At 66.7% G+C, this 24268-nt stretch carries 27 protein-coding genes and 1 pseudogene; 7 read left to right on the forward strand and 21 right to left on the reverse strand.

The window, feature by feature from the left end; genetic code table 11:
- Positions 1 to 74: 74 nt before the first annotated feature.
- The 4 genes from ACFX43_RS22160 to ACFX43_RS22175 form a co-directional block, all read right to left on the reverse strand.
- On the reverse strand, positions 75 to 485 hold the full coding sequence (locus ACFX43_RS22160; RefSeq protein ID WP_378834914.1) for a hypothetical protein: 411 nt from the start codon (positions 483 to 485) through the stop codon (positions 75 to 77).
- A gap of 100 nt (positions 486 to 585) precedes the next feature.
- Complete coding sequence (locus ACFX43_RS22165; protein WP_378834916.1) at positions 586 to 2043, reverse strand: SCO6880 family protein; 1458 nt, start codon at positions 2041 to 2043, stop codon at positions 586 to 588.
- Entirely contained in the window at positions 2040 to 3344 is a 1305-nt protein-coding gene (locus ACFX43_RS22170; protein ID WP_378834920.1) for a conjugal transfer protein TrbL, read from the reverse strand. The genes ACFX43_RS22165 and ACFX43_RS22170 overlap by 4 nt, the downstream gene beginning before the upstream one ends.
- 3 nt (positions 3345 to 3347) lie before the next feature.
- On the reverse strand, positions 3348 to 3659 hold the full coding sequence (locus ACFX43_RS22175; protein ID WP_378834923.1) for a DUF6112 family protein: 312 nt from the start codon (positions 3657 to 3659) through the stop codon (positions 3348 to 3350).
- A 341-nt stretch (positions 3660 to 4000) separates the two neighbouring features.
- On the opposite strand from ACFX43_RS22175, the gene ACFX43_RS22180 reads away from it, so the two are divergent.
- A complete protein-coding gene (locus ACFX43_RS22180) occupies positions 4001 to 4648 on the forward strand; it encodes a hypothetical protein (RefSeq protein WP_378834926.1) in 648 nt (215 codons plus the stop codon).
- A gap of 537 nt (positions 4649 to 5185) precedes the next feature.
- Positions 5186 to 5638 (forward strand): annotated as a pseudogene (locus ACFX43_RS22185) (ATP-binding cassette domain-containing protein); the annotation flags it as partial.
- Positions 5639 to 5683: 45 nt separating this feature from the next.
- Here ACFX43_RS22185 and ACFX43_RS22190 read toward each other — a convergent pair.
- Positions 5684 to 6019, reverse strand: coding sequence for a hypothetical protein (locus tag ACFX43_RS22190; protein ID WP_378841212.1), 336 nt, complete (start codon positions 6017 to 6019; stop codon positions 5684 to 5686).
- Positions 6020 to 6350: 331 nt separating this feature from the next.
- Between ACFX43_RS22190 and ACFX43_RS22195 the strand changes: the two genes are divergently transcribed.
- A complete protein-coding gene (locus ACFX43_RS22195; RefSeq protein WP_378834928.1) occupies positions 6351 to 7175 on the forward strand; it encodes a hypothetical protein in 825 nt (274 codons plus the stop codon).
- Between the two features lie 65 nt (positions 7176 to 7240).
- Positions 7241 to 7807 (forward strand): hypothetical protein, encoded by a 567-nt coding sequence (locus tag ACFX43_RS22200; protein ID WP_378834930.1) that lies wholly within the window; start codon positions 7241 to 7243, stop codon positions 7805 to 7807.
- 67 nt (positions 7808 to 7874) lie between these two features.
- Here the strand turns inward: ACFX43_RS22200 and ACFX43_RS22205 are convergent, their stop codons facing one another.
- The 6 genes from ACFX43_RS22205 to ACFX43_RS22230 form a co-directional block, all read right to left on the reverse strand.
- On the reverse strand, positions 7875 to 8357 hold the full coding sequence (locus ACFX43_RS22205; protein ID WP_378834933.1) for a hypothetical protein: 483 nt from the start codon (positions 8355 to 8357) through the stop codon (positions 7875 to 7877).
- Positions 8344 to 9528, reverse strand: coding sequence for a M23 family metallopeptidase (locus ACFX43_RS22210; protein WP_378834937.1), 1185 nt, complete (start codon positions 9526 to 9528; stop codon positions 8344 to 8346). Before ACFX43_RS22210 ends, ACFX43_RS22205 begins: the two co-directional genes overlap by 14 nt.
- Before the next feature lie 24 nt (positions 9529 to 9552).
- On the reverse strand, positions 9553 to 10227 hold the full coding sequence (locus ACFX43_RS22215; protein ID WP_378834939.1) for a cell wall protein: 675 nt from the start codon (positions 10225 to 10227) through the stop codon (positions 9553 to 9555).
- Positions 10228 to 10314: 87 nt separating this feature from the next.
- Complete coding sequence (locus ACFX43_RS22220; RefSeq protein ID WP_378834943.1) at positions 10315 to 11169, reverse strand: helix-turn-helix domain-containing protein; 855 nt, start codon at positions 11167 to 11169, stop codon at positions 10315 to 10317.
- The gene (locus ACFX43_RS22225) at positions 11150 to 11668 is read right to left on the reverse strand and encodes a DUF6879 family protein (protein WP_378834946.1); all 519 of its coding nucleotides are present in this window, start codon (positions 11666 to 11668) and stop codon (positions 11150 to 11152) included. Before ACFX43_RS22225 ends, ACFX43_RS22220 begins: the two co-directional genes overlap by 20 nt.
- Positions 11649 to 12020, reverse strand: coding sequence for a hypothetical protein (locus tag ACFX43_RS22230; RefSeq protein WP_378834948.1), 372 nt, complete (start codon positions 12018 to 12020; stop codon positions 11649 to 11651). Before ACFX43_RS22230 ends, ACFX43_RS22225 begins: the two co-directional genes overlap by 20 nt.
- 201 nt (positions 12021 to 12221) lie before the next feature.
- Between ACFX43_RS22230 and ACFX43_RS22235 the strand changes: the two genes are divergently transcribed.
- Positions 12222 to 12971 (forward strand): helix-turn-helix domain-containing protein, encoded by a 750-nt coding sequence (locus tag ACFX43_RS22235; RefSeq protein ID WP_378834952.1) that lies wholly within the window; start codon positions 12222 to 12224, stop codon positions 12969 to 12971.
- Between the two features lie 31 nt (positions 12972 to 13002).
- Here ACFX43_RS22235 and ACFX43_RS22240 read toward each other — a convergent pair whose 3' ends face one another.
- The 10 genes from ACFX43_RS22240 to ACFX43_RS22285 form a co-directional block, all read right to left on the reverse strand.
- Positions 13003 to 14046 (reverse strand): ParB N-terminal domain-containing protein, encoded by a 1044-nt coding sequence (locus ACFX43_RS22240; RefSeq protein WP_378834955.1) that lies wholly within the window; start codon positions 14044 to 14046, stop codon positions 13003 to 13005.
- Positions 14036 to 14902 (reverse strand): serine/arginine repetitive matrix protein 2, encoded by an 867-nt coding sequence (locus tag ACFX43_RS22245; protein WP_378834958.1) that lies wholly within the window; start codon positions 14900 to 14902, stop codon positions 14036 to 14038. The genes ACFX43_RS22240 and ACFX43_RS22245 overlap by 11 nt, the downstream gene beginning before the upstream one ends.
- On the reverse strand, positions 14899 to 15102 hold the full coding sequence (locus ACFX43_RS22250; RefSeq protein ID WP_378834960.1) for a hypothetical protein: 204 nt from the start codon (positions 15100 to 15102) through the stop codon (positions 14899 to 14901). Before ACFX43_RS22250 ends, ACFX43_RS22245 begins: the two co-directional genes overlap by 4 nt.
- A 158-nt stretch (positions 15103 to 15260) precedes the next feature.
- Positions 15261 to 16571, reverse strand: coding sequence for a bifunctional DNA primase/polymerase (locus ACFX43_RS22255; RefSeq protein ID WP_378834962.1), 1311 nt, complete (start codon positions 16569 to 16571; stop codon positions 15261 to 15263).
- Between the two features lie 487 nt (positions 16572 to 17058).
- Positions 17059 to 17214, reverse strand: a complete 156-nt coding sequence (locus ACFX43_RS22260) for a hypothetical protein (RefSeq protein ID WP_378834964.1) — start codon at positions 17212 to 17214, stop codon at positions 17059 to 17061.
- 67 nt (positions 17215 to 17281) lie between these two features.
- Positions 17282 to 17677, reverse strand: coding sequence for a sulfite exporter TauE/SafE family protein (locus ACFX43_RS22265; RefSeq protein WP_378834967.1), 396 nt, complete (start codon positions 17675 to 17677; stop codon positions 17282 to 17284).
- Positions 17678 to 17705: 28 nt separating this feature from the next.
- A complete protein-coding gene (locus tag ACFX43_RS22270; RefSeq protein WP_378834971.1) occupies positions 17706 to 19043 on the reverse strand; it encodes an enolase C-terminal domain-like protein in 1338 nt (445 codons plus the stop codon).
- Entirely contained in the window at positions 19040 to 20533 is a 1494-nt protein-coding gene (locus ACFX43_RS22275) for an aldehyde dehydrogenase (NADP(+)) (RefSeq protein WP_378834974.1), read from the reverse strand. Before ACFX43_RS22275 ends, ACFX43_RS22270 begins: the two co-directional genes overlap by 4 nt.
- Positions 20534 to 20575: 42 nt before the next feature.
- Positions 20576 to 21490 carry a 5-dehydro-4-deoxyglucarate dehydratase gene (gene kdgD / locus ACFX43_RS22280; protein ID WP_378834976.1) on the reverse strand — a complete coding sequence of 305 codons (915 nt, stop codon included), beginning with the start codon at positions 21488 to 21490 and terminating at the stop codon, positions 20576 to 20578.
- 153 nt (positions 21491 to 21643) lie between these two features.
- On the reverse strand, positions 21644 to 22555 hold the full coding sequence (locus ACFX43_RS22285) for a LysR family transcriptional regulator (protein ID WP_378834979.1): 912 nt from the start codon (positions 22553 to 22555) through the stop codon (positions 21644 to 21646).
- 155 nt (positions 22556 to 22710) lie between these two features.
- On the opposite strand from ACFX43_RS22285, the gene ACFX43_RS22290 reads away from it, so the two are divergent.
- Positions 22711 to 23706, forward strand: coding sequence for a Bug family tripartite tricarboxylate transporter substrate binding protein (locus ACFX43_RS22290; protein WP_378834983.1), 996 nt, complete (start codon positions 22711 to 22713; stop codon positions 23704 to 23706).
- 29 nt (positions 23707 to 23735) lie between these two features.
- A complete protein-coding gene (locus ACFX43_RS22295; RefSeq protein WP_378834986.1) occupies positions 23736 to 24266 on the forward strand; it encodes a tripartite tricarboxylate transporter TctB family protein in 531 nt (176 codons plus the stop codon).
- The last annotated feature ends 2 nt before the right edge of the window (positions 24267 to 24268 follow it).

Below are 24268 nucleotides of genomic sequence, written 5' to 3' on the forward strand. Positions count from 1 at the left end.
GCGCCGGCGGCGACGGTCTCGTCGGCGCTCGCCTCCGGGTGAGACGAGTATGGACGAGTGCATGCGGTTGTCGTTCACAGACGTAGCCCGTCGTTTGCGGCAGCCAGAAACGCTTTCCGATCTGGTCGGAGCAGCGGGTCCGGTTGGGCGTACGCGATCTTTGCCTCGTCTTGGTGGGCGTGGTCGACGACGCCGGCGACCTGGGTCAGCATCTCGGCGGCTCGGTGTACTTCCCAGGAGATGGCGTAGGAGGTGGCTCGGCCGCTGCGAGTACTTTCGGCGACGCGGGCGCGTCCGGGCTCGAGGTTGTCGTGGACCTTGGCGATCTGATGTAGTGACTGTGCCAGCGAGGTGATGGCGCGGGCGAGGTCTCCGAGGAGGTCGTAGATCTCGCCGGGGTCGCGGATCGTGCGCGTCGTTTGCGCTAGGCGTCGTAATTGGTCGCTGGCTTGCGCTGCGTGGGTGACGGATTCACTGTCGGGCATGTCGTCCTCCTGATCATGGCGGGTCATCCAGGAGGTGTGCGAAGGTCGCCAACGAGTCAGTCGCGTCATTGATCGAGGATCTTGGCGGCGAGATGGCTGCTCAGATGCGTTGCCCGATCGGGAGTGCTGCGGCGGTGAAGGCCTGCGCTTGCTGACCGTAGAGCCGTCGTGTCTCGCAGGATGCCTGGATCGCGGCCTGCTCCACGGAGGCGACGGTGCGCTCGAGCGTGTCGGTATCTGGAGCAGACACGGCGACGAAGCCGGTGAGGCGGAGGACGCCGTGGCCGGCGGTGAGGTCGGCTTCTTGCTGGAGGACGTCGGCGTACTCGGCATTCTGCTGTGCGTCTTCGATCTGGCCCATGCGTTGCCGCTGGGCGGCGTCGGAGATGTACTCGGTCTTCTTGCGACGGAGGTCGCGGGCGGCGAGGTCGGCGCGAATGGGTTGGTAGTGCAAGGAGAACGTGCGGCGTACGCCTGAGGTGAGCAGCAGTGGGGCGAGGAAGCCGGGGTAGACCTGGGATCGGGGCCATTCGCTGATCCAGAGAACGGCATGGTGGGCCGAATCGGAGCGGAGCGAGTCCCAGGATTCGGTGATGGCGACGGGGCCAGCGGTGGCGAGGTCGCGGCCGACGGTGCCGTGTCGTTCGAGTGCGGTGGTGATGTCGGGTTCGTAGGCAGCGCGGAGGATGAGCGCGAGGTCGCCGGCGGTGAGCCAGTCGCTCGGGGTGAGGTCGGCGGCGCGGAGCGCGGCTGTCATCGTGGTCATCTCCTGGCGCAGCACGTTGGCGGCGCCGCGTATGCCGGAGCCGGCAGAGCGGATGGCTCGCGATGAGGCCTTCATGTCGAGGGCGATCGAGACGGTGGTGGCGTGGCGCTCGCCGGCGGGGCCAGCGCGGGCGATGAGCTCGTCGTAGGTGGTCGATGCCCAACTCGCGTCATGGGTGCCGTGGCGGTCCCACCATTCACTGAGCCCGCGTCCGGAGTCGGGCAACGTGCGTTCGAGGACTTGGAGCGAGGCGATTCGCCCGGACCGACAGGTGGTGGCAAGTACGCGGCCCCAGCCGGAGACGCGCCGCTGCTGCTCAGCGGGATCGAGGAGGGTGTAGGCCGGATGAGTGACGCCGACGATCGCGGTGAGTGTGGCCGAGTGGGGGGCGTGAATCATGACGGCGCCGGTCTCTTCGTCGACCCATTGTCGCAGCGCGGCGCCGTCGCCGGGCAGGGCGAGGGTGCCGGCGGGCCGTGGGTGACGGAGCTTACGTCGGTAGTCGCGTTGCCCGGTGGCGGTGCGCCAGAGCCAGCTGACGGTGATGGGGAGCCAGGCGACCAGGCGCCGTCCCCCGACAGTGCCCCAGGTCAACGCGATGGAGGAGGCGAGCACCGGCGCCGCGAGGACCAGACCGGTGCTCCCCGCGGTGTAGAGCGCGGTGATGAGGGTGAGGGCACCGATGCCGAGAGTGACCAGCTGGCCGCCGGAGAGCCCAAGGAGGATGCCGCGGCGTGATAGCCGGGAGAACTTCACCGCGGCAAGGTCATACGGCGCCGGGTCTGTGGTCATGAGGGTGCTCCAGGCTTGTGCTCAGGCATCGGGTCAACCACGCGAGGTGCCGGCGCAGGGCGGGGCGGAGCGTCGGTCTGCTGCGGTATGTGCTGGCTCGCTGACGAAGGATCACCGCCCACTGCGTGCTGGTCGACAGTCGAGCCGACGTACGACCCGATCCGTGGTCCCGCGCCGGCAGACTCCTTCGCGACCGACGCACCAGCGACCGCTCCCGCAGCCACGGGACCGGCCGAAGTGCCGGCTTTGACCGGAGCAGACGTGGTCGCCGTCATTGCCCCTGGTGATGGTTTCGATGGGGGAGGAGCGGCCGGCGTACGGCCTCCTCCGCCGTTGCCGAGAACGCTCGGCGGCTGGAAGACCGGCTGACGGACGGGCATCGGGATGGGGCGGTTGAGGGCGTGTTTGGTCTCCTGCTCGGCAGACATCGCGTGGTACATGTCGAAGCCCATGAAGTTGATGGCCTTGTAGACCAGGTAGGGGGCGAAGCCGGCGATGAGGAGGAGGACGACGCCGCCGAGCGGGTCGGAGATGCCGGCCAGGTCGGTATCAATCGGGGCTGAGATCTGCGTGGTCGCGAGCAGGAAGATGATGACAACGACCAGCTTGGAGACGATCAGGGCGATCACGAAGGATGCCCAGCGCCCGACCCAGGAGCGGGTCTGGTCCCAGGACGCGCCGGCCAGCGCGAGCGGAGCGAGGACGATCGCGATCAGCAGAAGCGCCTTGCGGGCGAGCATGCTGAGCCAGACCAGGAACGAGGCAGCGATCATCAGCCCGGCCAAGATGATCGTGACGATGATCCCCACGCTCGGATTGCGGGCGCTGACAGCGGTCAGCCCACCGGCCAGGAGGGCGAGGCGCTCGCCCATCTGATCCATGCTCGTGCCGGAGGCATGAACGATCCCTTCCGCGAGGCGGTCGGTGATCTCCAGCGCAGTGGCCAGCAGAGTGATCGCGAGAAACGATCCGATGATCGACTTGGCGAGCCCCACGATCCCGCGGGTGAGTGCGGCGGGCTCACGGCGGAGCATGCCGCCCATGACCTGGAGCAGGAAGAAGCCGAGCATCACAACGATCGCGACGCCGAAGACGATGTTGTAGACGCGGGTGAACTCACCAGAGGTGATGTCGACCATCGTGGTGGTGTCGATGACGCTCCAGGTGCCCTCGATCACCGCCTTCGCGGTCGCTGCCATCGCGTCGGCCAACCACTTGAACGGGGTCGCCATAAGGTCGCTCGCCTGGTCACCTGCCTGGTTGCAGACCTCGGCGACGCCCGGGATGTCGCACACGGCCATCGTCTAGACCTGCTGCCCGACGCGCCAGAAGAAGTTCACCAGGGTGACGCTTGCGCCGGTCACGATGGCCGCGCCGAGGGCAATCAGGACGCCGGCCTTACCGCGGCCAGCGAGGTGGGGGTTGGACGAGTTGGAGCCTAGAGCCCAGATGATTGCCGCGATGAGCAGCGCCAGGACCGAGAGGATCAGTCCGATGGTCATCATCGCGCCGACGACGTCGCGGAGCTGGGCGATGCCGGGTAGGCCGTTGGTGTTCGGGCTGATCTGAACTTCGGTGACAAGGCGCGCCCTGGCGGCGGGTGTGTGTTGGCTCATTCGTCTGCTCCCGATCTGTCGTGTGGATGTGACAGCGGGTAGGTGCGCGGCCGACGCCATGATGCATACCGAGTGCGAAGTGACGCCCAACGTCCCGTTGAGGTGCTGCGGTCTGCGCTCGAGTTCGTCTGCCGAGCCATGGTGTCGGTTTAGATCGCGCCGGGGCGGCGTACAACTTCACCTCGTGCCGGCGCGGGATGCGCGGCCGGGTCGGCTATTCCTTCTATGAAGACCGATTGCTCCGGACCAGCGACGCGCTCAGAAGCACGTCGTCGTGGGTGAGTGGTGACTATGTGGCAAGACGTGTCGACGGTGGTATTAAAGCGCGCTATAATTCCCCCATGGAGTTCTCGGCGGTCGCAACGCTTACGCAACAGGAACCTGAGCACGTGCGCGTCCAGGTGGCATCGAACGAGCCTGGAGGGCCCGACGGGGAGCTCGCTCCCGTGGCAACGATCACCGCGCTGCTGCGGCCTGGTGGACCAGAGCCAGATCCGTTCGTCTCTGAGGAGCACCGGGTGGCCTATCTGCTTCGCGAGATCGGGTGGCAACCGGTGGATGCGGTGGGCTTCGGCGTACCGTTCCTGGTAACTCGTCACCCGTCGTTCAGGGCTCACGTCGTCACTTACGAGGGGGAGTCCGCCGAGCTCGCGCAGGTAAGGAACAGCGACGGCGAGATTCTGGCCGAACTCCCGATCGCGAGCACGCCGGAGGCAGCCCTCTGCGCCTCGGGCTGGAACGTGCTGGGCCCCGCAGGGGGCGGCTGGCCAGATGACGTCCTCGCGGTCGCGCCGAGCGATTGGCTTGATGTCGTGCGGCGCGCCCGAACTGAGCGAGAAGGAGCTCAACGCGAAGCCGACCGCCGCGAGCAGTTCTGGGCCAACTGTCTGCGGGAGGCCATTTTGGATGGCCACACCGCCGTCGAGCTTGCGGAGATTGCCGGCGTCACGGCGCAGCGTATCTACCAGATCCGGGACCGGCGCCGGTAGCGCGCTGGGTCGTAGCAAGTGGGACCGTGAAACTAGGGTCCGGTCGACAGGATCTGGATCGGTCGGCTCGAATTGGCGTTGACGCCCGGGAAAACCCCCCGGAGTATCACTCACCGTCCGCATCACTAGACAGATGGAGGAAGAGTGAAGTTACGCACAGTCACCGCATCACTCGCGGTGGTCATCGCTGCAGGGCTTCCTGCCAGTGCATACGCAGTAAACGTCTCGTCAGAGGACGGGTCCGGAACGTTCAACGTCAGCTCGTGGCTCACGAACGGGGCCAACGTCAGCGGGTCGCTTCGGTCGACCCACGGCAGCCCCGTCTACCAGTCCGGAAAGGTAGTGTTCAACCTCCAGACCGATGACGTTCGAGGTCGATGGAGCAGCAACACGTCGAGCACCTCGTCCGTCAACAAGTCCGGCGCGATCACCTCGGGACGGAGCGGCCGAGACGGCGTCTCGTCGCGGATATGCCGGGACCGCAACCTTTCGCCAGACCCGTGTGGCGGCTGGTCGACGAACATCATGAGGTAAGTGGTGGTCGACCCAACCCAGGAGGCGCCCTGCAGTTCGCAAGTTGAGCTGCAGGGTGTCTCCCATGCGTACAGAGGAGTAGAGGTCCTGCGCAACCTCTCTCTCGAACTGCGACCAGGTGTCACGCTCGTGACGGGACCAAACGGCGCCGGGAAATCAACTCTCGGGCGGATCCTAGCCAGCATCGAAGCGCCCTCATCCGGTCGTCTGGGCGTGACCGTCGACGGGGAACCGGTCCACCCGTCAAGAATCCAGCAGATCACAGGTTGGCTTCCTCAGGCCTTCGCATATCCGAAACGAATGCGAGTGAACCACTTTGTGGAGTACGCCGGATGGCTCAAAGGTCTCTCCCGAAGAGATCTGTCCGCCAAGGTCGCTGATGCCCTGGATTCGTCTGACATCAGTCACATTGCCCATAAGCGGCTAGGCGGCATTTCGGGAGGGCAACTCCGACGGGCTGGCCTTGCGGCGGCGACCGTACACAGTCCAAGAATCTTGATTCTAGATGAACCCGCGACAGGCCTTGATGAACAGCACCAGCTTGATCTGGAGGCCGACCTCAAAAGTGAAAGATTCCAGGACCGCGTCACAGTGGTCGTTACGCACAGTCCTCACAACCTCCGCGCATATGCGCAGGTTGAAGTTCGCATCGTGAATGGGGGCATCGAGTTCTGTGAGAAGCCTGATTCCAGCATTCTCTAGCCTACGGCCAGTAGCGATTATCCTCTTGCTTCTGACACTGGTCGCTAGTATCGGCACCATCATCGCCATGATGACTGTGCGAACACTATGGGCCGGCTCGTGGGGGGAAACTTCCGCATTCTTCCAAACATCCACCCGCGTTTCCTACCCGCTTATTGCCGGATTCGCGGCGGCGATGGGCTCTTTCTGGCGATCACGAGGCGCCGACTGGCTCCACGTTGGGGCCGCTCGAAGCGCCTGGAAGGTTCACGGAAGGCTAGTCGGGGCTCTTTGGCTCGCGGCCTCGATCGGCCTACTCCTAGGAGTTGCGCCGGCCGTCCTAATAACCGCGGAATACGCACGGTATGACGCTCCAAACGTTCCGGCATACATCACGCCAATTGCTGGCATCATCATACCTGCCGCGTTGGGATATGGCCTTGGGCGCCTGATGCCAGTGGGGGTATCTGCACCAGGGTCGACCGTCTTGGTCTACCTTGCGCTTGTTTATCTTGATCCATTCTCGTCCAATGTCTTATTGCCGCTGGCCGGGATTACGGTCGCAGATGACCGCGAGCGGACCTTCCTTGCTGAAATTCCCTGGGTCACCTGGTTGAAGTCGTGCTTTCTCGTCCTCGCGGGACTGCTGGTACTGGCTCTGCTGGTCCGGCGGCTGGCGAGTAGTCGCGCCTGGTTGGCGCTATGTGCGGGGACCCTGCTGGCGCCCCTATTGTGGATCGGCCCAGGAGGAATGGCTGCAGACCAGAGCGCGAGCATGCCAATCTGCCGGCCTCTCGACGAGGCGGCCAATGGACAACTTCTGTGTATCTCAAGAGCCCGCGACCACGCAAGGCGCGATCTCCAGAGAACATTCAGTCAAGCATCGGTATTTCTACCCGAAGAGTTTGTGATCGGAGAGGAGGCTTTGGCAGACGGCGGTGCCATGCGTGAAATAGATGCCACCTTCTCCCCAACCGTTGATGGACGACTCGCGCATAATCCAGACAGAAATGAAGTTCTGTCTTCATTTCTGTGGCTACAGTTCCAGTCCTCTCCGAAATGTGCGTTGGCACCGATGCCGTCTAACACAGAGCCAACCGGTGAACCACGCTTCATTGTGCACGACTACCTCTTCTCTAAGCTCATTCCACATCCAGGCGACTCGTTCGTAGAACAGCCCCAGATAATGAGTCAGTATCGCTGGGTCGGTGAAGCGAGCAGTTTTAAGGAGAAATGGTTGGGCATGAGCGATGCTGAGAAGCGGGGGTTCCTGCGTGCCAACTGGAGAGACATCGCCTCATGTTCGCTTTAGGCTCGCGCGGCTTTTGGTTCAGTCGAGGCGTTGACCGAAAGTCGGCAGTCCTTATTCTGGGCTGCATGGTGGCCATCCTCGTCCTTCAACTTTTCATAATTTCAGCGCCTGTTGAGAATGAGTCAGGGATTCCCGGCCTCTTTCACTCACTCCTCAGTGTCGGAGTTGTTTCTATTGCCATAATGCTTGGGAACTTCTTGGGAGGGCAGTTGACCTTCTTGGAGTTTGGGGCAGCAAGGAACCTCCGATTACCCGGGATTCTATTGGTGGTCGGGATCGCTTCTGTTGTGTTCTCGTTCGGGTTCCTGTCTGCATTCATCACTGGGCATCCTGGCGAGGTTTCCGTCTATGTGGCATGTATCGGCTGCTATGGCGTTGCCTTGAACGTTTTTTCCTTCAATCTTATTGGTGCTCATTATTGGTGGATCCCAGGAGTATTGCTTGTCGCGGTGTCCTTGGCACGCGGAATAATCCCCGTGACGGAGAATCCGCTTGTGAACACCTCGGTGCTGCCGGCGGTCGAGTTCAGCGCCGGAGCACTCGTTGCGGTTGTCCTTGCCGCTCTGGTTCACGGCTTCAGGACATCGGGACCGCGGTGGCGCAGCGGCAAGGATGACGATGGTCTTGCTTAAGGGAGTGGGGCATGGAGACGACCGTGAACGTCCCTGTACTCGCAGTCCGGAGTCACGCCATGGGTGTTCAGAGCGTGGGTTCACCGATCGTCTGATCGGAGTTGCTGCGCCGTCGCGCTTCGTGATGCATCGAGGATCCAGGCCCTGACGTTAGAGGTCGCCGATGCGAGGAACCGTCATCGGATTCGCCCGTCAGGATGGCCAGCTCGTCTGAGTTCATGTACGCGGCTTCGCTGACCCAGATGGGGAACAGGTGCATGCTCTCGGGGTCGGCGCCCGGGTTAGCTATGGCGTGTTGGTATCCCTCACCGGCGGCGGTCATGAAGGTGATCAGTGTGGACAGCGCGGCGTGGGCGTCGATGTCGGATCCGACGCCGGATTCGAGGTCGGTGCGTGCGCAGGGGTGGTGTGTGGGGTCGTTGTCGTCGATGCGGTAGCCATAGGCTCGGCGGGTTCCGCCATTGTCGTCGCGTCGGTCTTCGCAGTACCAGACGTCGATTCGAAGTGAGCCGACACTGACCGTCGCCAACGGGTTCTCATGGGAGTTCATGGGATTCAGGTGTGTCGGTGGCGACGAGATCGGGTTCCATGCCCGCCGCGCATCCACCGGTGGCTGCCGTAGCGGCCGGAAGCTGCTGGGAGCCGTCAAGCCAGCTGGTGGGGTCCGTGGCGCCGCCGCTGAGGCGGACTTCGAAGTGGAGGTGGGGCCCGGTGGACTTGCCGTCAGAGCCGACGTTGCCGATGCGTTGGCCCGCGGTGACGCGATCCCCGACGCGTACGTGGATGCCGCTGGCGTACATGTGCGCGTAGCCGGAGGTGACTTTGCGGCCGCGGATGGTGTGTTCGATCAGGATGAGGTGGCCATATCCGGAGGGTTTGGGGACGGCGCCGGCGTAGGTCACAGTGCCGTCGCCGAAGGCGAGGATCGGGGTGCCGATCGGGGCGGCGTAGTCATTGCCGGTGTGTAGCGCGCTCGAGCCAGTGACTGGATCGGTGCGCCAGCCGTACGGACTGGTCGCGGCCCAGGTTCCCTTCGGGAGCGGGAACACGATTGTCGTGGTCTCCGAGGCCTTCGTCGGTCTGCTCTCCGCTCCGCGGCTGAGCGCATTGATGACCGCGTCGGCAACGGGTTCGAAGCGTGCGTACCGGTCGGGAAAGGCGGAGACCTCGACGGCCTGCGCCGCGGCACCAGGGGAGAGCTGTCGCCAGCCTGGGATGTCGAGCAGGCCTCGAGGTGAGCCGTGGTTCGGGCCGTTGGCGCCGCCGAAGAAGGCGCGGGCCTGGTAGGTCGAGTCCATCAGTTGGGCGACGGTGCCCCAACCAGCGAGGGGCCGCATCTGGAACAGGCCGAGGGAGTCGTGGTCGCCGCCGTTGCCATCGTTGGGAAATCGGGTGGACTCGGGCCAGGCGCTCGAGTTGGCCAGCATCCGCAGGCTCGACTCGGTCAGCGCAGCCATCAGGGCGATGCGTACGCCTTCGCGACCGATGCCTGGTGTGCGACTGCCTACGGTGGCAATCGTTGCTGCGTGGGTGAGTTGGGTGCGGTCCAAGGCGATGGTCAGGCCGTCGGCGGTGCGCGTGGCGAGGTGATCGGGGACGTTGCCGACGTCGATCTCTCCGCCACAGCTGCTGCTTGGTAGAGCCACGACCTGCACGATCAACGCAACGCTCGAGAGGCACGCGGCAGGGGAGAGGAGCATGACCACAACTGCGGCGGTCACTGCGAGGCGCATCTCTGGCCTCGCTCAGCGAAGCGGGTTGTTGAGCTGGGAGAGGCGGAGCAGGCGGCAGGCGTCGTACGTCGGCCTGCAGGTCATGAAGATGGTGAAGGAGACCTTGTCGACAGTCTTTGCGGTTTTGCCCTGCCAGATGCCGGAGCGGCGGCGGAGTCCGGTGACCGTGTAGGCCGTGGTGCCTGCGGCGATGTCAGGGCTCTTGGCGTTCTCCTGTGCACCGTCCCAGTCGTCGGGGACGTTGTAAGAACTGATGTCGATCCATTGCCGTGTCTCGTACGTCTTCAGGTCCTTCCACGACTCGGGCGAGGGTAGGTACGTGGTGAGATCCGTCGCCAGGCCCGCGGACTCCTCGCCGCTGGGGTCGGCGACGGCGAGGAGGCGTCCGGCGTATTCATTGAGTGGCGTCGACCCGGTCGTGTCCCACGCGAACAGGACCTGCGCTACCGAGACCGCGAATGCCGCGGGATCACTGGTCTCGGCCACCCGGTCAGCGGCCGCCATATCAGTGGAGGTGCCGATAGAAGCGCGCTGCGGGAGCCCTGAAGGACGCGGCCGTGGTATGGATTCGGTTCCGCTGCCCACGAGCGCCAGTGCGGTGCCTGCTCCGCCGAGGGCGAAGGTGGCGATCATGGCCGCGAGCACGGCCTTACTACGGGCAAGTTTCGCGAACCGGGGTGCAAGCATTTCGTTCTCCTGGCAGTCCGAGTGGTCTGCCAAGAGGTGCACCCAACGTGCCGCTACCGCGGGACCAGCAGGTTGGCCCGAGCCGGGTCAGTTCTGGGGTGGGAGGGCCCCGCGGATCAGGTCTCGCGCGTCGTCGCCGTACCGGGCGTTGTTCTTGAGGACGTCGAACATGCGTGTGTAGAGCTGGATCTCGCGGGGTTGGGTGACCTCGATGCTCGCGGTGGGTGTCTCGAGGGCCGCGAGGGCATCGTCGAAGATCCAGAAGCCGGCTGATGCAACGGCTTGGCGTTCAGTCATGAGCGGTATGACGCCGAGGGAAACGTTGGGCATGGTGGTGATCTCGAGGAGCCGCTCAAGTTGGTCGGTTTGGGTTTCGGCGGTGCCGAACCACGTACGCAGTGCTTGTTCCTCGAGTAATACCGAGAAGCGTTTGCGTGGCTGGTTGAGGACCTTTTGGCGTTGCATGCGGATGGCGACGGCGTCCTCGACGTCGTTGGGGGTGTTGAGGAAGTCGATCCAGAACTCCAGCATGGCGGCTGCGTAGTCGGCGGTCTGGAAGAGGCCGGGGATGACGTTGTGTTCGTAGATGCGGAACACCGTGGTCTGGTCGTACCGGCTGAGGGTGTGGGCTCCTAGCACCCGTTTCATGCCGGCGCGGCTCTGGCGCCGGTACTCGAGGTAGGCCGACTCGACGGCTCGTAGCGTCGCGATGAGGTCGGCGGTCTGGCTCTCGGCCGCACAGGCGGCGCACCAGTCGCGGATGTCCTGGTCGGTCGGGGACTGGACACCGTTCTCGATCTTGCTGATCCGCGTGAAGTGTTGCGAGGTCAGCTCGGCGAGCGCTCGGGCAGTGAGACCGGCATCCTTGCGGATGTCGCGGAGCCGTTGGCCGAGCGCTTGCCGAGCCTCTTTGGCGGCAGCGCTAGACGGGTTGGTAGTCACGGTGAGGGATGGCGTACTTCCAGACGTTCTCGAACGCCGTACGGCACAGCTCGATGTCGTGCTGGTCGGTTGAGGTGACCTTCGCGACGCCGAGCCCGTTGCCGGCGTAGATGAGGTAGACCACCAGCTTGTTGTCGAACAGGTAGAAGTCGTTGCCAGGAATCGCGACCGAGGAGATCGTGCGACGTGGCACCCAGCGGATGTCTTCGCCGGCGTCGACCATCGGTTGGGCGATGCTGTGGGACCAGCGCTGGTAGTCGCTCAACGGCTCCGAGACGATCCGGGCGCGACGTACCGTCTTGCCGGCGTTGGTGTGCTCCTTGAGCGTGGTGCACCAGTCGTCAAGCCACGCTAGGTCGTCGTGCTCACCGGCTGCCCACTTGGCCATATAGGGGAGCTCGATCGCGGTGCCGTAGGCATCGCGTGTCTCCAGGTGGACCGAACTGTCGGTGAAGCTGCGAAGCAGGTCTTCGAACTCGTCATCGGTTATCGAAGCCACTGTCTCCCTGTCCAAAGAACTGAAGCATCCTGTCGGGGATCTCCACGCATGTCTCGCCTTCAGGGATGTTCATCTGGGTCAGTGCGTCGGTGTCGTCGACGACCCATCCCTGGACGACCCAGGATCCCGTCTCCGTTCGGTAGATCGTCGGTGACCCGGTCGGGTTCGACTCCGGGTCTTTGCCGATGAACGTTAGCTGCATGGTCTTCCCACCTGTCTGGTTGGTTGCGATGTGTTGCGCGTTCTCCTCCATCTTCGATTCGTCGACAGGGTGCGTCAAGGCATTCTTCCTCGCAACATTTCGCAACATTCTTCCCCTGTGAGACCTGCCGAACCTAGCGTCATCGGACATGACCAACCCGATGCCCTACGCCCTCGACTGCACTCGGGGTGATGCGCAACATCTGCTGGACCCGGGAGCGGATCTGCCGAAACGAACCGGTGGATCATCATCGGTTCCCCGTCCGGACAGGCACATGACCACGCTGAAAGAAATGTCCTTGCTCCGGGCCGTACTGGATGGTCTCGGCCGTCTGGATTCGGGTACGACTCGATGAGGACCGCCGGAACTCAGGCCATCCCCCGCGGCGAGCTGATCGCCCGGCGGGCGGGCCGCCCGCGCGTCCTGCCCCGGGCGACCAGCGGACGAAGAGCCTGGATGGAACCGCGCGAGGAGCTTCTTGACGTCGCGGCAGGACTCTTCGTGGACCGGGGCTTCACAGCCACATCGACGCGAGACATCGCCGAGGCGGTCGGGATCAGGCAGGCCTCGATCTACTACCACTTCCCTTCGGGGAAGGAGGAGATCCTCGAGGAGCTGCTCGAGCGCTCGATCAGGCCAACGCTCGACAGGATCGAGAAGATCGAGATCCTCGGTACCGAAACTGACGCCGGGCCGGAGGTGCTGCTGTATCTGGTGGTCGTGCTCGACGTACGGACTCTTGCCGGTGCACCGCGTAACGCTGGCGTCCTGGCCCGACTGCCAGAAGTGCAGTGCAAGGAGGTCTTCGAGCCGTTCGGGGCTGCGCGTAACGAGCTCCGGAATGCCTACGCACGGCTGGGCACGCAGGTCGCAGCCGCCGTCCGCCCCGCGCCGGCGACGACTCCGGCCCCTGATCTGCTGGGGACGTTGCTGCTCCAGCTGGTCGAGGTGGTGATCGGCATGCGTTCGGAGGGGCATGCGATCAACCAGACCATCGAGGAGGTCGTGGCGTCGGCGTGCTTGCGGGTGTGCCTGGCTGATCAGCCACGTATCGATGCCGCCGCTGCTCGAGCGGCTGACCTGATCGGGGCTATTGAGTAGGCCCTGATCTCACGAACCTGTCGCCGGCCCATCACGCTGTGGTGGGTCGGCGGCTGCACGTCGGTGACACTGCGGTCACGCATGACTCATGCGTTGCTCGACGTGCGGCAGCCAACCGGTCGCGGAAGGCGACTGACTCCGTGATCACCTGGTCGAAGCGGCCGTACTCCTCGTCGGCGAGTTCGCGCGCGATCTGGTCCAGGTCGTAATGCGCAGTCCATCCGTCGAGCTCGAACCAGGTCATGAGGAAGGACCGGAGTGGGCGGTAACGCTTCGGGTCGGGGTCGCTTGCTGCGGGCTGCGCCGGCGACTCATGGGCTCTCCGCTGACGCTTGGTGTGCTTGACGCGTTCCAGAGCCTCGGACGCGAGGCGGTCGAGGGTGTCGTCTTCGGGAGAAGGTCGGGCGGCGAGCTCGATCGCGGCCCGGACCTTGCGGTACGCAGGTTCTACGGGGCTGCCGGCCTCGACCGCGGCGAGTTCGGCGGAGGCGAGGTCGCGCACGGTCGGTGGTTGGAATGTGTCAGTGGCGACGGCTTGGAGGAACTTGATGTGGTCGAGCCGTTGGTACGAGCCGGATCCGGTGACCATCTTGGCGGCCTGGTAGCGGGACTCGCGAGCCCCGGGTGACGGTTCCGGGGAGTCACCGGAACCGTTGACTCCGGCCAAAATCTCGCTGCTGTCCACGTCGACTGTCCCGAATCGACTGGCCTCTTGGCGGCGCTGTGCCTCCTCGGCGTAGAGGGTCTTGAGCTCGGTGTAGAGGTCGGCCTGCTCGGTGGGGGAGAGGGGCTTGTGGAGACTGTTCTCGTCTTGCTGGGCCAGGAGTTCGGTGAGCCGGTTGGAGATGCCGGAGCGGATCCAGACCTTGATGGTGCGCCAGCCGAGGCTGCGTACAGCTTCGAGCCGGCGTCGGCCGCAAACGAGGACTCCGTCGGGTGTGATGGTGATGGGCTGGAGCATGCCGATCTCGTTGATCGAGTTCGCGAGCTCGTCGATGTCGCCCAGGTCGTGGCGGTGGCGTACTCCGATCGTGATCGCATCTAGAGCGCGTTCGGTGTGAGACTCAGGCGACATCGGTGAGCACCTTCTCCAGACGGGAGCGGGGGTCGATGGTCGGCGCGGTCGATGAGATCGCTCGGATGAGGTCGTCCTGGCGCAGGAGGTCGTGGGGCTTTTCTCCGATCAGGAACCGGTACCAGATGCCGTGGCCGCGCTTGGTGTGCTCGTAGTCAGCGCGAGGGTTGCCGAGCACGACGGTGAGCAACGTCGACCAGGTCGGCTGGGGGAGGTCGAGAGCGACCAGGGCGACGCGGTCCTTGCGCAGGCCCTCGTGGGTGGTGGCGCGGTTGCCGGAGTCGATAAGCCGCGCGGCGATGTAGTCGATCGCGTGCCGGATTGCCTGATCGGGCCACCCGAGCGCGGTGAACAGCTGCACGGTCATCTCGAAGGCCTCGGACACATCGACAGCTGAACCCGGCTGAACCGCGACTTGATCCTCAGGCCCAAGGAGATCGTCGACCTCGGGCGGGGTGTGAAAGGCGGGGTGGTACTCGAGGACGGAAGTCTCGCGGTCGCTGAACCGCTCCGCATCATGGTTGATCGAGACCTCGGCGCGCCGAGCCTGATGGGTCGAGCAGAGCAGACCGTTGCCACGCTCCTCGGCGATCACGGCGATCTGAACCGCACGGGTGGTGACTGCCCACGGATCGTTCGCGCGACGGACGGCGTCGGTGCGGAGGACGTCGAAGGCGGCGTACGCAGCGTCTTCGGGCTCGAGGCCGTGCTTGCGAGCAAGGGCGGCGTACTTGTGCGCGGCGTAGTCCATCAGGTCGGCGGCGTCGGGGTCGTGGCGCCAGGCGCCGGGCCCGGCGTAGTGCAGTTCGGTGAGCAGCAGCCGGAGACCGGCGGAAGTGGTGAAGTCGATCCTCATAGCGAGATCCCTCCCGGGCGGTGGGTGATCGAGGGCGGCTCCGGCTGCGCGATCGCCGTCCTGGTGATGCGCTCACGCGGAGTCGTGGGTCGGATGGGTCGGCTTGCTCGGCGTACGAGCTCGGCCTTGAGATCGAGGCCGCGGCCGATGATCTTGCTGCCGGCCATCGTCGGCAGGTCGCTCGGGCGGACCCATGCCACGCCGCTCTTGGAGATCCGTGTTGGCGGCAACAACGTCTGGAATCCGGAGGGATCGCGATGGACGGCGAACGGCGACGGGACCTGGGTCGGTGCCTCGGGTTGGGCCGACGGTTCGGGTAACTGTCGACCCGGGTCTCGGTTGTAGGGAGTCGCGGTGTTCACAGCGCCACCCCCTCGGCACCTGGCGCGCTGGGCGCTGAAGGCGCTGGGCCTAGGCGTTGCGCGATGTTGTAGGCCGACTTGATGGTCTTGTACGCCTCGACCTCGTGAAGCCCAGCAGTCGTAGCCGCGTCTCCGAGCAGGTGGGCCGTCCGACCGAAGTCGTGACCTGCTTCGGCCATCCGGCAGGCTGCCCAGAACAAGCCACCGTTGCGCGCGCCTTCGGGACGACGCGCGACCCAGGCCGCCAGGCGTTCGGGCGAGGAACCCGCGGCGGGCATCGACGCGGGCGGTCGCGGGGGAGGGGTGGGCGGCGCGAGGTGGTGCTTGAGCGCTACCGAGTCGATGGTGTCAGCATGGAGTCCGTACGAGATCGGGAAGTACGGCCGCGCGGTGCCGTCGCTGGCGGCGATGCGCGACGGCGGAGCGATAATGTACCCGCCGTCACCGCGGAAGTCGACGTGCCGGCTGGGCACCGACCAGTTCCGCTGCTCGACTCCCGGCGTCGCGTAGAAGTAGGCATGCATCCCGCCCGATGGCGTACGCACCATGCACGTCCACCGCCCAATCAAGCCCAGCTCCGTCGCTCGGGAGAAGGCCCGGAACCCATCCCCGCCGCGGTGAACGTCCACATCGACGACGACCAGTCCGGACGCGGCTCCGGTGGGAATGCCGATGTTGGCCTCCGGCGTCCGCCGCCACCAGCGATGCACCTGATTGACATCGGTGCTCGAGCTCCGGAACCCGTGTGCGGTCAGCGGCTCCTTTCCTTCTCGGGTGCAGGGGAAGACAGGGATGCCGGCCAGAGCCAGCGTCGCGGCTGCAGTCGGCAGGTGGGCTGACTCAACTGAGTTCTTGATTGCATTCGCTGCCCAGCGCGGTGGACGTTGCGTCGTGAGATCCATGCCCACGACGATGGGCGGCGGAGGCTGCCGCCTTGATTGCCTTCTCGTGTTGCTCGTCCCGATCGAGATGGGGGAGCAAGCTGTGTTTCTGCTGGTCAGGAGCATGCTCCCCAGGTCATTGCGCCCGTGCGGTGAAAGTGCAGCGAGATTGCACTGCCAGTTCATTGCCAGTGACCGACGCGTGGGTGTCGACGGAGTCAAGCCAGCTGGTGGCCGCGCTCGAGCGAGCCTGGGCCGCGATCCAACGCCGGCACCCCGACGTGCCGCCGATCGTGTCACCCTCGGCGCCGGCAACCTGGGCCAGCCCGCCGGCCAGTTGACGTTGGGCCACTTCGCCGCGCGACGGTGGGCGACCCGCGACGTCGATGCCGCGGCCGCCGGCCCGGCCGGCCTCTCAGCTGGCATTGCTGAGGTCTTCGTCGGGGGCAGGGCGCTGAGTCGGTCCTGGAGACGCTGCTGCACGAGGCCGCTCACGGCGTGGCTGACGTGCGCAGGATTAAGGACACCAGTCGCCAGGGTCGCTACCACAACGCCCGCTACAAGGTGTTGGGCGAGGAGGAGGGCCTGACCATCGCCCAGCACCCGCAGATCGGCTGGTCTCTCACCGAGCTGGCAGCGGGGACCGCTGAGGAGTACGTCGACGAGCTCGAGGACCTGGCCGCGGCGCTAGTGGCCTACCGCTACGCCGAGGGCCAGGTCCCAGCCCTTCCTGATGATCCAGGCGCGGACGGCGCCGCCGACGGCCGCGGCCCAAGAACGGCCTGGTGCTGGTCTGTGCCAAGCCCCGCAAACTCCGCGCCTCGGCCGCGGTCGTCGAGCTCGGTCCGATCTTGTGCGGAGCCTGCGGGGCTGAGTTCGGCCTCGTTGAATGAGAAGGCCTGTTACTCGACGCTCACCGGAACCGGGAGCCGGCGTCGATGAGCTTGGAGAGCACATCCGGCCCGTAGAGGACCAGGACGGTGGCGACCACGGCGAGCGTGCCGACCTGCCACAGAGGCGTGCCCTCGGGCACGAGTCGGCTGGCGACAACCAGAATCGCGGTTTCCACGCCGAGAACGATCAGCGTGAGCCACCACGGCGGTCTAGGGGCCGGAACAGGGACAGGACTTCGTGATTCATCTAGCATGATCAGTGATTGCTCGTTCCTCGGTAAAGGGATTGGTGTGATCGTCGGCGGCGGGGGGTCCTCTCCGANGCCAGGGCACCACGGTCTCGAACGCCTCGGCCGGCGTGGTGAGCAGCAGAGCCGCGCCGACCGCGCCGCCGAGGAAGGAGGCCAGGGCCAGCCAGGCGATCCGTCTGCCTTGGCCGCGCAGCTCGCGCCGCGAGCCGGCGACGGTGCCGCCGGTGACGCCGAACATGGCCACCGTGTTGGTGACGTTGGCGACGACCGGCGGCAGTCCCGCGGCCAGCAGGGAGGGGTAGCTGACCAGCGAGGCGAGACCGGCCACCGAGCCGGTCAGTCCCGCGCCGATGCCGGCGAGCAGAAGCCAGGCGAGCTCGGTGCTCACCGGGCCGACACTCGCGCAGCCTCCGCGCTCACCGGACCAGGCACGGGCGCTTGGGGTCGAAGGTCCACCCCGGCACCAGGTACTGCATGGCGACGCCGTCGTCGCGTACGCCGAGCCCGTGCTCGAGGTAGAGCTCGTGCGCGGCCGCGACCCGGTCGCGGTCGAGCCGGATCCCGAGCCCCGGGGCGGTCGGCACAGCGACGGCACCGTCGCGGATCTCCAGCGGCGACTCGGTCAGACCCTGGCCGTCCTGCCAGATCCAGTGGGTGTCCAGCGCGGTGATCTCCCCCGGTGCGGCGGCACCGACATGGGTGAACATGGCCAGCGAGACGTCGAAGTGGTTGTTGGAGTGGGAGCCCCAGGTCAGCCCGAAGTCGTGACACATCTGGGCGACGCGGACCGAGCCCGACATGGTCCAGAAGTGCGGGTCGGCCAGCGGGATGTCGACGGCGTTGGTGCGGATCGCGTGGGACATCTGGCGCCAGTCGGTCGCGATCATGTTGGTCGCGGTACGCAGCCCGGTGGCGCGCTTGAACTCGGCCATGATCTCGCGGCCCGAGTAGCCGCCCTCGGCGCCGCAGGGGTCCTCGGCGTACGCGAGCACGTCGTCCTTGCCGCCCAGCAGCCGGACGGCGTCGGCGAGCAGCCAGCCACCGTTGGGGTCCAGGGTGATCCGGGCGTCGGGGAAGCGCTCGTGGAGAGCGGTCACCGCGGCGACCTCCTCCTCACCGGCGAGGACGCCGCCCTTGAGCTTGAAGTCGGCGAAGCCGTAGCGGGCCTGGGCGGCCTCGGCGAGGCGTACGACCGCATCGGGGGTCAGCGCGACCTCTCGCCGGACGCGGTCCCACTCGTCGGCTGCATCGGCCTCACGCAGGTAGGGCAGGTCGGTCTTGTCGGGGTCGCCGACGTAGAAGAGGTAGCCGAGCATCGGCACCGAGTCGCGCTGCTGCCCGTCGCCGAGCAGCTCGGCGACCGGCACACCCTGCTCCTGACCTGCGAGATCGAGGAGCGCTGACTCCAGCGCGGTGACGGCGTGGACCGTCGTACGCAGGTCGAAGGTCTGGGCTCCGCGGCCGCCGGCGTCGCGGTCGGCGAACCGCTCCGCGACCTGCCGCAGCAGGCTGCGGTAGCGGCTCACCGGCTGCCCGACGAGCAGCTCGGCGGCCTCTTCGATGGTGCGCCGGATGGGCTCGCCGCCGGGGACCTCGCCGACACCCTCGCGCCCCTCGGAGTCGGTGAGGATCGCGATGTTGCGGGTGAAGAACGGCGCGTGCGCGCCGCTGAGGTTGAGCAGCATCGAGTCGTGGCCCGCGACGGGGACGACCTCGATCTTCCCAATGGTGGGCACAGTGGTCGTGTTGGTCATGGCAGCTGCAGCTCGCCGTCGATCCGGCGGGCGAGGTGCCACGGGTTGTCGTCGCGTACGGCCTCCGGGAGGATGGCGGCAGGTACGTCCTGGTAGGCGACCGGGCGTTGGAAGCGCTCGATCGCGAGGCTGCCGACCGAGGTGGTGCGGGAGTCGGAGGTGGCCGGGAACGGGCCTCCGTGGACCATCGCGTGGCCGACCTCGACGCCCGTGGGCCAGCCGTTGAAGAGGATCCGTCCGGCCTTGAGCTCGAGCGCGGAGACGACCCGGGCGGCCGCCTCGTCGTCGGCGTCGGTGGCGTGGACCGTCGCGGTCAGCTGGCCCTCGAGGGAGTCCAGGCTGGGCAGCAGGTCCTCGACGGTGTCGTAGCGGACCACGACGCCGGAGGCGCCGAAGACCTCGTCGGTCACGCCGGCGAGACGGGCGGCCTCGACGATCTGGGGCGCGGGGGCGTCGGTGTCACCTGCGGTGCCCTCACCGACGACGGTGACACCGTCGGTGGCACGGAGGGCGGCGGTGCCCTTCTCGTAGGCGGCGGCGATGCCGGAGGTCAGCATGGTCCCGCCGACGGCCTCGGCGGTGGCCCGGCCGGCGGCGGCCAGGAAGGCGTCGCCCGCCTCACTCTTCGGGAGGAAGAGCAGGCCGGGGTTGGTGCAGAACTGGCCGGAGCCGAGGGTCAGCGAGCCGACGTACGCCGTGGCGAGCGCGTCGACGTCACCCTCGAGCGCCCCGGGGAGGACGACGACGGGGTTGATCGAGGACATCTCGGCGTAGACCGGGATCGGCTCGGGGCGGGCCGCCGCGGCCGCGACGATCGCCAGCCCGCCGCCGCGGGAGCCGGTGAAGCCGACGGCCTTGATCCGCGGGTCGACGACCAGCGCCTGGCCGAGCTCGATGCCGCCCTTGAAGTCGGTGTCGAGGAGGAAGGAGAAGGTGCCGGCGTGCAGCCCGGCCTTCTCGACCGCGCGGGTGACGGCCTGGGCGACCAGGTATCCGGTGAGCGGGTGGGCAGGGTGACCCTTGACCACCACGGGGCAGCCCGCGGCCAGCGCCGAGGCGGTGTCGCCGCCGGCGGTGGAGAAGGCGAGCGGGAAGTTGCTGGCGCCGAAGACCGCCACCGGGCCCAGCGCGATCTGGCGCTGACGGATGTCGGCCCGCGGGAGCGGGGTCCGGTCCGGGAGGGCCGGGTCGATGCGTACGCCCAGGTGGTCGCCGCGTCGCACGACGCCGGCGAACATCCGGAGCTGGCCGGTGGTGCGGCCGACCTCGCCGCTGATCCGGCCCTCGGGCAGGTGCGACTCGGCGACTGCGGCCTCGACGATCTCGGCGCGAGCCGCCTCGATCTCGGCGGCGACGGCTTCGAGGAAGTCCGCCCGGGCCTCGGGGGATGTGGCGCGGTAGCCGGCGAAGGCCTCGGCCGCGGCGCTGGTGGCGGCGGTGACGTCGGGCTGCTCGGAGTCGGCTCCGGCGATGATCGAGCGGTAGCTCATGTTCCCTTCCTATCGGGTCGGTCTCTCAGGGGCGGATCGGCGTCAGGAGATCCGGGCGATCAATTCGCGCAGCTCATCGATCTCGTCCTCGCGCAGGTCGGTCAGCGGCGGGCGGACCGGGCCGGCGGGCCGGCCGATCGCGGCCAGACCACCCTTGACGATCGACACGGCGTAGCCGGCCGTGCGGTCGCGGATGTCGAGGTAGGGGATCACGAACTCGTTGAGACGACGGTAGACCTCGTCACGATCCTGGGCACGTACGGCCTCGTAGAACTCGACCGCCCACTTCGGCGCGAAGTTGAACAGCGCCGAGGAGTACGTGCTCACGCCGAGCTGGAGCAGCGGCAGTGCGTACGTCTCCGCCGTGGGCAGGCCACCGATGTAGATCAGCCGGTCGCCGACCCGGGCGTAGGTGCGGGTCATCTGCTCGATGTTGCCGACGCCGTCCTTGAAGCCGATCAGGGTCGGGTTGCGCTCGGCGAGCTGGTCGACGGCCTCGTCGCGCAGCACCGCGTTGGCGCGGCTGTAGACGATCACGCCGAGCCCGGTCGCCTCGCACACGCGGCTGGCATGCTCCACCAGCCCGGCCTGCCCGGCTTCGGTGAGGTACGGCGGCATCAGCAGGATCCCGTCCGCGCCCGCGGCCTCCGCCGCCTTCGCCTGCGCGACCGCGTTGGCCGTGCTGCCCGTCGCCGGCGCCAGCACCGGCACGGCCCCCGCGACCTCTTCGACCGCGGCACGCACCACCTGGTCGGTCTCCTCCGCGTTCAGCGAGAAGCCCTCACCCGTGCCGCCGGCTGCGAAGAGCCCGGCCACCGGGTACTCGGCCAGCCAGCTCAGGTGCTTGCGGTAGCCCTCCTCGTCGACCTGGAGGTCTTCGGTGAAGTGGGTGACCGGGAACGAGAGAAGCCCGCTCTTGAGCTGGGCGGCCAGGTCGGTCGGGCTGTACTCGGTCACGAGTCACGTCCTTCAGATGTTGGTGAGGGGAAGGTGGTGACCATCACGTTAGGAACGTTCGATGATGCTTGTCCAAGCCCGAATTTGAATCTCGTGATGCTTTGGGCGCATGACACGCGCTTGTCGCTGGCGGCGGCCCCAGCCCCGTAGGACCTACCGACTCATCTCGATGATCGCGTCGAGAACCCGGCGTACGACCGGACTGACAGAGCCCCGCGCCCAGATGGCATGGAGCTCGACGGGGCGCTCGGGGTCCTTGTCGAGACGGGTGTCGCCGCCGCCGTGCTCGATGGGACGGAAGACGACGCCTTCGACGTGCAGCGAGCTGGCCGAGACCGGGACGAAGCCGACGCCCCGCTCGGCGGAGACCAGGAGCATGGCGGTGAGGACCTGGTGCACGCGCTGCTCGATGCGGGGGTGGGCGTTGGCCAGGAAGCGTACGGAGAGCTCGTGGAAGTAGCGGGACTGCTGCGGGTGGTAGCCGATGACGGGTTGGCCCTCGAAGTCCTGCGGGGTCAGCGGTCGGTCGATCTCAGCCAGGGGATGGCCCTGCGGGAGCACGGCCATCAGCGGTTCGCGGGAGATGACTCTCGAGGAGAGCAGCTCGGTGTCGAAGGGCGGGCGGGCCAGGCCGATGTCGATCTCGCCGTGGCGGATGCCGTCGACCTGGGCCAGGGTGACCCGCTCGGAGAGCCGCACCTCCACGTCTGGGAGCTCTACGGTGAGGCGGCGCAGCAGGGGTCCCAGGATCGAGATCGCGGAGACCGCGGTGAAGCCGAGCCGGACCACGCCGGCGGCGCCCGCGTCCACCCGACGGGCCAGGTCACCGGCGCTCTCGACCAGGTTGAGCATCCGATAGGCCTCGTCGAGGAAGGCCGCTCCGGCGCCGGTGAGAGCGACCCGGCGGTTGTCCCGCTCGAGCAGCTGTGCACCGACGGCCTTCTCCAGCTTCTGGATCTGTCGCGACAGCGGCGGCTGCGTCATCCGCAGCCGTTCGGCAGCCCGGCCGAAGTGGAGCTCCTCGGCCACCGCCACGAAGGAACGCACCTGGTCGAGCGTGATCATCTGGCCAGAGTAGACCACGATGCACCAGGTGGAACACTCTATGCCGAATCGGGCTTGGACCGGTATCGCTAAGACTCTTAGTGTCGGTGGTCACACGACGTCGGGCCGACCCATGCGACAAACGAGCCCGGCCACCAGGACCTAGGAGAGCAACGATGCGAACCACCACCCACCTTCTCGCCGCGACCACCGGCGTCGCGGCCCTGGCCCTCTCCGCCTGCGGTGTCTCGAACACCACCGGAGGTAGCGGAGACGGCGAGGAGTATCCCGCCGGCAACGTCGAGATGTACGTCGGTGCCTCGGCCGGCGGCTCCAGCGACCTGATCAGCCGGGCCGTCTCCAAGGGCCTCTCCGACGAGCTCGACGCCTCCTTCCCGGTGATCAACCTGGAGGGCGCCAACGGCGCGCTCGCCGCCAACAAGGTCGCCAAGGCCAAGCCCGACGGCCAGACCATCGCCATCCAGAACGCGTCGCTCTTCGCCATCACGCCGCTGGCGGTCAGCGAGGACGAGGTCACCGACCTCGGCGACTTCGACGTCGTCCAGGGCGTCTCCCGCGACGACTACGTCATGGTCACCGGCCCGAAGAGCGGCTTCAAGACGCTCGACGACATCAAGGCCGCGAAGAAGAAGGTCACCTACGGAACCACCGGCGTCGGCACGGGCGCGCAGCTCTCCTGCGGCCTGACGTACGCCTCGGCCGGCGTCGACGCCGAGGCCGTGCCGTTCGACGGCGGCGCCCCGGCCCTGACCGCGGTGCTCGGAAACCAGGTCGACACCGCCTGCATCCAGGTCGGCGAGGCGATCGAGAACATCGAGTCCGGCAAGCTGACCCCGCTGAGCGTCTTCGGTCCCGAGCGGGTCGACTACCTGCCGGACGTCCCGACCGCCAAGGAGCAGGGCCTCGACGTCGAGGTCGCGCAGTACCGCTTCATGACCGTCCCGAAGGGCACCCCGGACGAGGTCAAGGACGCCATCACCGAGGCGATGCAGGCGACGTTCAAGACCGAGGAGTACCAGGCCTTCAACAAGCAGAACAGCCTCACCCCGATGGAGATCTCGGGCGACGAGGTGGTGACCCAGCTCGAGGAGGACAAGAAGCGGTTCGCCGACCTGGTCGAGCAGTACGGTCTCAACCTCGGCGCGAGCTGACCCCCGCCACACACGACGAAGGCAAGACGATGAGCGACGAACGTACCCCCTCTCCTGACCAGGACATCCTGGCCGAGATCCAGGCCGAGGTGGCCCATGAGCTGGAGGAGGAACGACCTCCGGCCGGCGGACCGGTCTACCAGGTGGTGGGTGCGCTCGTCGCTCTCGTCGTCGGCATCGGCGGCGCGGTCCTCTCCTACGGCTACGGCCTGGGTTCGCTGCGCCAGCCGGGGCCCGGCCTGTGGCCGTTCGTGGTCAGCATCGCCATCACCCTGATGTCCGTGGCGCTGCTCGTCGTCGGCCGCAGGCTGACCGACAGCGAGAAGTTCACCCGCTCCAGCATCCTCCCCGCGGTCGGCCTGGTCACCTTCATCGTGCTGGCCCTGCTGCTGCCCGTGATCGGCTTCGAGATCCCCTCGCTGCTGCTGTGCGTCGTCTGGCTGAGATTCCTCGGCGGCGAGTCCTGGCGCAGCACGATCATCACGTCGGTCGTCACCGTCGCCGCGTTCTACTTCCTGTTCCTCTACGGGCTGCGCATCCCGCTGCCCCACCTGTTCTGAGC

This window comes from Nocardioides sp. YIM B13467 (genome assembly GCF_042788075.1).
GTDB lineage: Bacteria > Actinomycetota > Actinomycetes > Propionibacteriales > Nocardioidaceae > Nocardioides.

What these genes read in the sequence shown, in the direction of transcription:
- ACFX43_RS22205 (WP_378834933.1), bottom strand. Translation starts at nt 8,357, where the DNA reads ATGAACTCCCATGAGAACCCGTTGGCGACGGTCAGTGTCGGCTCACTT.
- ACFX43_RS22230 (WP_378834948.1), bottom strand. Translation starts at nt 12,020, where the DNA reads ATGTCCGATGACGCTAGGTTCGGCAGGTCTCACAGGGGAAGAATGTTG.
- ACFX43_RS22240 (WP_378834955.1), bottom strand. Translation starts at nt 14,046, where the DNA reads ATGTCGCCTGAGTCTCACACCGAACGCGCTCTAGATGCGATCACGATC.
- ACFX43_RS22165 (WP_378834916.1), bottom strand. Translation starts at nt 2,043, where the DNA reads ATGACCACAGACCCGGCGCCGTATGACCTTGCCGCGGTGAAGTTCTCC.
- ACFX43_RS22200 (WP_378834930.1), top strand. Translation starts at nt 7,241, where the DNA reads ATGGTGGCCATCCTCGTCCTTCAACTTTTCATAATTTCAGCGCCTGTT.
- ACFX43_RS22295 (WP_378834986.1), top strand. Translation starts at nt 23,736, where the DNA reads ATGAGCGACGAACGTACCCCCTCTCCTGACCAGGACATCCTGGCCGAG.
- ACFX43_RS22235 (WP_378834952.1), top strand. Translation starts at nt 12,222, where the DNA reads ATGAGGACCGCCGGAACTCAGGCCATCCCCCGCGGCGAGCTGATCGCC.
- ACFX43_RS22270 (WP_378834971.1), bottom strand. Translation starts at nt 19,043, where the DNA reads ATGACCAACACGACCACTGTGCCCACCATTGGGAAGATCGAGGTCGTC.
- ACFX43_RS22215 (WP_378834939.1), bottom strand. Translation starts at nt 10,227, where the DNA reads ATGCTTGCACCCCGGTTCGCGAAACTTGCCCGTAGTAAGGCCGTGCTC.
- ACFX43_RS22285 (WP_378834979.1), bottom strand. Translation starts at nt 22,555, where the DNA reads ATGATCACGCTCGACCAGGTGCGTTCCTTCGTGGCGGTGGCCGAGGAG.
- ACFX43_RS22290 (WP_378834983.1), top strand. Translation starts at nt 22,711, where the DNA reads ATGCGAACCACCACCCACCTTCTCGCCGCGACCACCGGCGTCGCGGCC.
- ACFX43_RS22275 (WP_378834974.1), bottom strand. Translation starts at nt 20,533, where the DNA reads ATGAGCTACCGCTCGATCATCGCCGGAGCCGACTCCGAGCAGCCCGAC.
- ACFX43_RS22245 (WP_378834958.1), bottom strand. Translation starts at nt 14,902, where the DNA reads ATGAGGATCGACTTCACCACTTCCGCCGGTCTCCGGCTGCTGCTCACC.
- ACFX43_RS22175 (WP_378834923.1), bottom strand. Translation starts at nt 3,659, where the DNA reads ATGAGCCAACACACACCCGCCGCCAGGGCGCGCCTTGTCACCGAAGTT.
- ACFX43_RS22160 (WP_378834914.1), bottom strand. Translation starts at nt 485, where the DNA reads ATGCCCGACAGTGAATCCGTCACCCACGCAGCGCAAGCCAGCGACCAA.
- ACFX43_RS22180 (WP_378834926.1), top strand. Translation starts at nt 4,001, where the DNA reads ATGGAGTTCTCGGCGGTCGCAACGCTTACGCAACAGGAACCTGAGCAC.
- ACFX43_RS22170 (WP_378834920.1), bottom strand. Translation starts at nt 3,344, where the DNA reads ATGGCCGTGTGCGACATCCCGGGCGTCGCCGAGGTCTGCAACCAGGCA.
- ACFX43_RS22255 (WP_378834962.1), bottom strand. Translation starts at nt 16,571, where the DNA reads ATGCCAGCTGAGAGGCCGGCCGGGCCGGCGGCCGCGGCATCGACGTCG.